Raw genomic sequence first — 5,137 nt, forward strand, 5'->3', positions numbered from 1 at the left:
CGATTATATTAATGGTTCGATTCACATCACAGTTGAACAGTTCACCGCGACGGCCGGTAATGTCGATCAGATCAATGCACTGATCGCACCGGCCATTTCTGCACTGAATACGCCGCCGGCAGGCTAACCAATAAACGAGGCGAAGGGAAGTCCTGTGGGTGGGCAATCATAGCAATTTATTTATCGGTGTATTATCAGTGGTCTGCGCTTGGGTCATCAACAAGGCCGCTTATTTTATTGGTGGTATTGACAACCTGGTTATTGGTCTCGTTGTCTTTATGGGCATTGACTACGCCACGGGCTTAATTTATGCCGGCAGTATCCACGACCTCGCCAGTAGAAAGTCACTCCGTGGCATCCGAAAAAAGGTAGGCATGCTGCTGCTCGTTGCTGCCGGGTACTGGCTCGATGTCGTATTAGGTGACCAAAGCAGCGAGGTCATGCGTAACCTCATCATCATGATGCTGGTCGCTACAGAAGGTATTTCGATTGTGGAAAACCTAATCAAGCTGGGTGTTGACGTACCGGATGTATTTAAAGGAATGCTAGAAACCTTTGACGTGAAGCATGTCGGTGAGGACAAGGAGGCAGCGAAGAATGGACGACGCACGCATACAGGACATCGAAAATGAACTGACGGATCTACCAGAAAACTACGTGCCACGAAAAGAGCTTGAAGCACTACTACAGGTCAGGGATGACAACATCGCTGACCTCGAAAAGCGAATAGATGCAATGGACAGCCATCGTTCCTCATTGCTTGGAAACTGGCCGGCATGGCTGGGCGTTATTATTTCAATTTTGTCGTTAGCAATCCACTTTAAATAATCAAAAAGGTAGAGGAGCGATTGAAATGAATAATCTATATCTGTTGATTGGAGCGGCCATCTTGCTGGTCGCTATTTTATTTGTCTTGGCACTCGTATCCGCACGGATCTGGGCAAGCCTTACGGCGGCACAGCGGAAGCATGTGGAGCAGGCGGCAGCCCGCGCTGTATTGTTGATTGAACAGCAGGCTAAAGAATACTATGAATCTCCGTCCGGACAGGAAAAGCGGAAACTGGCGCTGGAACTACTCGCATCATGGTTGAGCCGGTCATTTTTCCATATCCGGTTTACTCCGGAACAACTGGAAGGATTTATTCAGGAAGCATTTGACTTGTCCGGTCTGAAACATCAGGTTGACCAGGTACAGGCGAAGGTGGAAACCGTAGCCAAGGAAGGTGAGCCAGTTGGCTAAGTTATTTATTGACCTTAATCACAGCCGAGGCGTTCGATCGGTGCCGGAATTTCAGCAGATGAAGAAGGACGGCATTGTAGCGGTGACGATCAAGCTATCAGAGGGCCATACCTTTAAAGATCCCTTGGCGGCCAGTTACATTAAGAACGCTACAGCAGCAGGATTGCTTGTGAATGCTTATCACTTTTTCCGGGCCAACAGTCCGGAAGAAGCGAAAGCTGAAGCAGAGTTTTTTCTATCGCTTGCTAAAGCATACGGGCTACCTAAAAATACACGCATCCCGTTGGATATTGAGGTTGTACTCGGTGGTAATATGACGGAGAATGCCCTAGTATTCCTCAATGCGGTCAAAGCTGCGGGCTATCAGAACGTCACATGGTACAGCAATCAGCCGTTTACCGATGCGCACCTGGACGAAAGTAAACTGCCAGTCAAGCCATGGAAAGCAGGCTATCCAGCAAAAGTGGATCTGAACAAACCGCCTTTTAAAAATGTTGGCGCGTGGCAGTATACGGACAAAGTCAAACTTAAAGGGATCAGTGGCACCTTTGACTGTAGCGTGGACTATACGGGTGCATTTACCAGCCGACCTGCCGCAAAGAAAGCCGTCAAGCAGGCCAACAAGCCCCTGACACTGGTGCAGTACCTGGACGCAAAGAAGCAGGATAGCAGCTTTAATGCTCGGGCAAAACTGGCGAAGGAGTACGGGATCAAGGCTTACATTGGTACGTCTGGGCAGAACATGCAGCTTCTCTCCTATCTGCAAGCAGGAAAGAAACCAGAGCCAGTGAAGGCAGCACCGAAGCCGACAGTCGAAAAGACAGTGTCTTATATCGTTGTGGCAAGCCTATTGAATATCCGGAAGGCCCCGAATGGCCCAGTAGTTGGCACACTGAAGCAGGGACAACAGGTAGAGGTTGAAAGCATTAGCAATGGATGGGCACAGCTTAAGAGCGGTACCGGCCACGTGTTTGTAGGAGCACAGTATCTGAAAAAGAAATGACATAATGAAAAAGCCCGCCGTGATGGCGGGATACATAACTATTTTTGAGTGATAAGTTTCCGTCGTTCAGCAATTAATGCCTCGAGGTCGTCCAAGTCCTCAGCCGTTGCGTCCTTGCGTATAAAGGATTTAGCCGTTGATCGCTTGGATAAATAGCGTTTGTGTTCGCGATTCTCATTCGCCCATTCCTTATCATAGTTCAGTTGGTTTTTATGCATGATCACCAGTCCTTTTTAAATAGTTTAAGCAAGATCAAAATGAACCAAACACCCACAGCAAGAAGCCCAATTATTTTTATAACGGGCAAGTGAGAGAAATCTGTATCAGATAGCCATGACAAAAAGAGAATGAAAAACAAAATGTCAACTGTTTTGAGTTTTTTCATAATTAAAAGTGGTTATGATATAATAATATGTGGGGGATTTCTCCCCCGGGGTGTTACTTTCGGCGCTTCTTTCGAGGCTTCCGATGATCTTTGATGAGGTAGTAGATGCCGATAACCGCGGCCACGGTTGTTACTGCATTTCTTACCTCATCAATTATTTTATCAACCACTTTTTCACCTCCTCCCATATTTTTATTATAGTACATGTACTATATATTTGCAAGGGTTTTGTGAGTTAATTTTAGCTTTTTTATAAAAAAAAATTTCCTGCGTGACATGGAAAACGCAGGAAATAAATCCTCTTATAACGGGCAAAGGAATATCAGAATTTTGATGCTTTTAAAGCATTAAATCCTTTCTGGGTATCCTTAACATTTGAAAGATAGATGTCTTGTACTTTATGGCTTTTAATTTCTATAATGGCTTCAATTGAGTTCTCATTATTTTTTAAGTCGGCTAGAATTGATTTCCAGCCTTTATCTTTACCCGTTTCATTAACGAGTTTAATTAACTTGATGTCTTTGTATTGATCAGCGAAATAGCCAAGATCTAAATATGATTGTGCAATTGATCCGCCCGGTACAACATCCCCAGCATATTTAGAGACAGCATCCTCCTGATCATTTTTATCTCCACTATATACGCCCTTCAAAAAATTATAAGCGACCTGTTCATCTTGTGAAAACTGGTTTTGCGGTATCCCGTTTTGTGATCCGCAAGCTGAGAGTAATAATAATGTGGCTATAACGAGAATGACTTTTTTCATAGCAGTTCCCCCGGTAACTTTTTCCTTTATTATATAAAAAATCCCACGCAATGGTGGGATAAATTTTATGTCACTAGGTGGCACAGAGGTGACATAAAGGTGACAAACAAAGTTTATTTTTAGATATTTTAATTGTTTTTAATGAACTAACACGTACTTTAACTGTACTAAAATGCACTTATACCAACGTTTTTAGCCATTCATAACTTTAAAAACATTGCTCCGATTAAAATAATATATTAGACATCATAAAATATTTGTCATAGTATGAAAATTACCAACCGGAACAGAAGGGATTGACTTTTTGATGGATTATATATCACCAGAGAACAAGGACTTTAAAAAGACGTTGGCAGCCTTGTTTCTGGGCAGTTTTATAATGTACGCCGATTTGTACAGCACGCAGCCAGTGATTGCTGTGCTTGCCGCGCAGTTTCATGTTCCCCCGGCGGCCGCGAGCTTGACCCTTTCGGCTGCAACAGGTGCGCTCGCAATCGGACTATTATTTGTTTCATTTACTTCGGGGATGTTTAATCGAAAAAAAATCATGACTGTCGCACTGATTTCGTCGGCAGTCCTGACCGTTGCTGTCGGGTTTATCAACTATCTGCCCTTGCTGATCGCTGTTCGTTTCATCCAGGGGGCGCTTCTCGCCGGTTATCCTTCGATTGCTATGGCCTACGTTAATGAAGAATTCGACAAACGATGCCTGGGTTATGTGATCGGCATCTATGTCAGCGGGAACAGTTTGGGTGGATTGACGGGACGTCTGATCGTCGGATCATTCAGCGATGTTTTTTCCTGGAACGTCGCGATCGGCATTCTTGGTGCATTGAATCTGATCATGGGAATTCTCTTTATACTCTTGCTACCGAAATCCAAACATTTTGATTCAAAGAGGGGATCCATGAAAAGAACGACGGTCGGTTTTATCGAAAATATCGAATCTCCGCCGCTTGTTCTCATTTACTGCCTCGGCTTCATTCTGATGGGCGGCTTCGTGACTGTTTATAATTATATCGGCATTCCGCTCATGGAAGAGCCTTATAATCTGAGCCAGACCGTTGTCGGTTTCATCTTTATTATTTTTCTTGTCGGAACATTCAGTTCAACATGGATGGGAAAGCTGTCGGACCGTACGAGTCGTTCAGGCGTGGTCACCCTGTGTCTTTCTTTAATGGTTGCCGGTCTGGTCATCACTTTGTCCGCCCCACTTGTCCTTAAGATAATAGGCCTGGCCGTTTTCACCTTTGGTTTTTTCGGAGGGCATTCAGTAGCAAGCAGTTGGGTTGGCATTCTTGCCAACAGGCGCGAAAAAGCTCAATCATCTTCACTCTACCTACTTTTCTACTATGTCGGATCAAGTGTTGTCGGATCCGTCGGCGGGTTATTTCTCCAAAGCTTTGGATGGGCAGGAGTTGTTGCTGTAGTTAGTTTTATATGCGCTGTTGGTGTGCTGCTTTCAATTGTCGTTCACAGGATGGTTCTTGCGGGAGAGATACATCATCATCGTCACCACCCGGACAGAGTCGCGGGTCAACATATATAATCAATTTATTGGATTTTCCATCTGCCCTGTTGATCTGACAGGGCAGATTTTTTTAAAGGTAAGAAGTATAGAGCGACCGAGCAAGGTCGTGCCTTATAGCGGGTGGGAAGCCCGTCGGGAAAGAGCTAGCCACTCATCCGTAGCGAGTCTTGGAGAACGGAAGGCAACTTTGGTTTTTAAGCGTAGACAGCGAG

General features: G+C 44.8%; 7 protein-coding genes. 5 read left to right on the forward strand and 2 right to left on the reverse strand.

All coding sequences use genetic code 11. From position 1 onward, the window contains the following. Positions 1–158: 158 nt before the first annotated feature. From E4665_RS17805 to E4665_RS17820, 4 genes are read left to right on the forward strand one after another with little or no spacing between them, the layout of a single operon-like run. A complete protein-coding gene (locus tag E4665_RS17805) occupies positions 159–632 on the forward strand; it encodes a phage holin family protein (protein ID WP_167815257.1) in 474 nt (157 codons plus the stop codon). Further along, positions 598–828, forward strand: a complete 231-nt coding sequence (locus tag E4665_RS17810) for a hypothetical protein (protein ID WP_135350150.1) — start codon at positions 598–600, stop codon at positions 826–828. Before E4665_RS17805 ends, E4665_RS17810 begins: the two co-directional genes overlap by 35 nt. 25 nt (positions 829–853) lie before the next feature. Next, positions 854–1,240, forward strand: coding sequence for a phage holin, LLH family (locus E4665_RS17815; protein ID WP_135350151.1), 387 nt, complete (start codon positions 854–856; stop codon positions 1,238–1,240). Continuing rightward, positions 1,233–2,243, forward strand: coding sequence for a GH25 family lysozyme (locus E4665_RS17820; protein ID WP_135350152.1), 1,011 nt, complete (start codon positions 1,233–1,235; stop codon positions 2,241–2,243). Before E4665_RS17815 ends, E4665_RS17820 begins: the two co-directional genes overlap by 8 nt. Positions 2,244–2,281: 38 nt before the next feature. Here E4665_RS17820 and E4665_RS17825 read toward each other — a convergent pair whose 3' ends face one another. Both E4665_RS17825 and E4665_RS17830 read right to left on the reverse strand, forming a co-directional pair. Beyond that, positions 2,282–2,461 (reverse strand): hypothetical protein, encoded by a 180-nt coding sequence (locus E4665_RS17825; RefSeq protein ID WP_135350153.1) that lies wholly within the window; start codon positions 2,459–2,461, stop codon positions 2,282–2,284. A 489-nt stretch (positions 2,462–2,950) separates the two neighbouring features. Then, positions 2,951–3,394 (reverse strand): outer membrane protein assembly factor BamD, encoded by a 444-nt coding sequence (locus E4665_RS17830; RefSeq protein ID WP_135350154.1) that lies wholly within the window; start codon positions 3,392–3,394, stop codon positions 2,951–2,953. Between the two features lie 307 nt (positions 3,395–3,701). Between E4665_RS17830 and E4665_RS17835 the strand changes: the two genes are divergently transcribed. Continuing rightward, positions 3,702–4,943, forward strand: a complete 1,242-nt coding sequence (locus tag E4665_RS17835) for an MFS transporter (protein WP_135350155.1) — start codon at positions 3,702–3,704, stop codon at positions 4,941–4,943. Positions 4,944–5,137 lie beyond the last annotated feature (194 nt).

Origin of the sequence: Sporolactobacillus shoreae (assembly GCF_004684935.1) — a bacterium.
Lineage (GTDB): Bacteria > Bacillota > Bacilli > Bacillales > Sporolactobacillaceae > Sporolactobacillus > Sporolactobacillus shoreae.

Coding starts and splice junctions, on each gene's coding strand:
- E4665_RS17835 (WP_135350155.1), top strand. CDS start 3,702: ATGGATTATATATCACCAGAGAACAAGGACTTTAAAAAGACGTTGGCA.
- E4665_RS17830 (WP_135350154.1), bottom strand. CDS start 3,394: ATGAAAAAAGTCATTCTCGTTATAGCCACATTATTATTACTCTCAGCT.
- E4665_RS17810 (WP_135350150.1), top strand. CDS start 598: ATGGACGACGCACGCATACAGGACATCGAAAATGAACTGACGGATCTA.
- E4665_RS17815 (WP_135350151.1), top strand. CDS start 854: ATGAATAATCTATATCTGTTGATTGGAGCGGCCATCTTGCTGGTCGCT.
- E4665_RS17825 (WP_135350153.1), bottom strand. CDS start 2,461: ATGCATAAAAACCAACTGAACTATGATAAGGAATGGGCGAATGAGAAT.